The 1203-nt window shown below is 62.0% G+C and carries 1 protein-coding gene; it reads left to right on the top strand.

Translation table 11 applies throughout. The features are described from left to right. A partial coding sequence (tnpC, locus tag CFR71_RS15765; RefSeq protein ID WP_110532242.1) for an IS66 family transposase occupies positions 1-1078 on the top strand: 1078 nt, incomplete at its 5' end. Positions 1079-1203: the final 125 nt, after the last annotated feature.

The following is a 1203-nucleotide window of genomic DNA, read 5'->3' as shown; positions in this document are numbered from 1 at the left end:
CACCCAGCCACCCGCCCCCTTCCATCCGATCGCGCGCGGACGCGCCGGCCCATGGCTGCTGTCGACCATCCTGTGCGACAAGTTCCTGCAGCATCTGCCGCTGAACCGCCAGAGCGATGCCTTTGCCCGCGAAGGGATCGATCTCGACACATCAACGCTGGCCGACTGGGTGGGAGCCTGCACCGCGACGCTGGCCCCCCTGACTACGCTGATCCGGGCGCATGTGCTGGCGGCACAACGCCTGCACGCGGATGACACCACCGTGCCGGTTCTGGCGAAAGGCCGGACAGTCACCGGACGATTGTGGAATTATGTGCGTGATGATGGTCCATTTGGTGGGCCAGCACCGCCAGCCGTCTGGTTCCGGTATTCCCGGGACCGCAAGGGCGAACATCCCACGGACCATCTCACCGGCTGGACCGGCATTCTGCAGTCAGACGCCTATGCGGGTTATAATACTCTGGCGAAACCGGGACGCCAACCCGCGCCGGTTGTCTCCGCCGGATGCTGGGCGCATGGACGCAGGGGACTGTTCAAAATCGCCGAGAGGGACAAGGCGCCCCTCGCCATAGAGGCAGTAGGCAGGATCGACGCCATATTCCAAGCCGAGCGCACCATCAACGGTACGCCCCCAGAACATCGGCTGGCAGTCCGTCAAACAGACATAGCCCCTCTGGTCGACGATCTGTTCGACTGGATGCGGGAGTGTTGCCGGCGCATGTCGACAAAAAATCCCGTTGCCCACGCCATGAACTATTTTCTCAGACGTGCCGATACATTCACACGATTCCTCACTGACGGCCGGATCTGCCTCTCAAACAATGCAGCAGAACGCGCCCTGCGCGGCATCGCCCTGGGCAGGAAAGCCTGGTTGTTCGCCGGGTCCGATCGTGGCGGAGAGCGCGCCGCCGCCATGTATTCCCTGATCGTCACCGCGCGCCTGAACGATGTCGATCCCCATGCATGGCTCGCTGATGTCCTGGCACGGATCAATGACATCCCCAATCCACGCCTCCATGAACTCCTGCCCTGGCACTGGAAAGCCCACCAGCAGGTCCACAATACCATCGCCGCCTGAATACGCCCGCGTCTCCCGCCGGATGCTTATACCAACCGTTGATTGCTATAACCCATGAGCCCAATTGCGCAGTCCGATTGACATGATGCGCCATGGTTGATTGACGAGCTGGTTCCAGGCATGGC

This window comes from Novacetimonas pomaceti, assembly GCF_003207955.1.
In the GTDB taxonomy this organism is placed as follows: Bacteria; Pseudomonadota; Alphaproteobacteria; order Acetobacterales; family Acetobacteraceae; genus Novacetimonas; species Novacetimonas pomaceti.
This window is presented reverse-complemented; position numbering and strand designations above follow the sequence as displayed.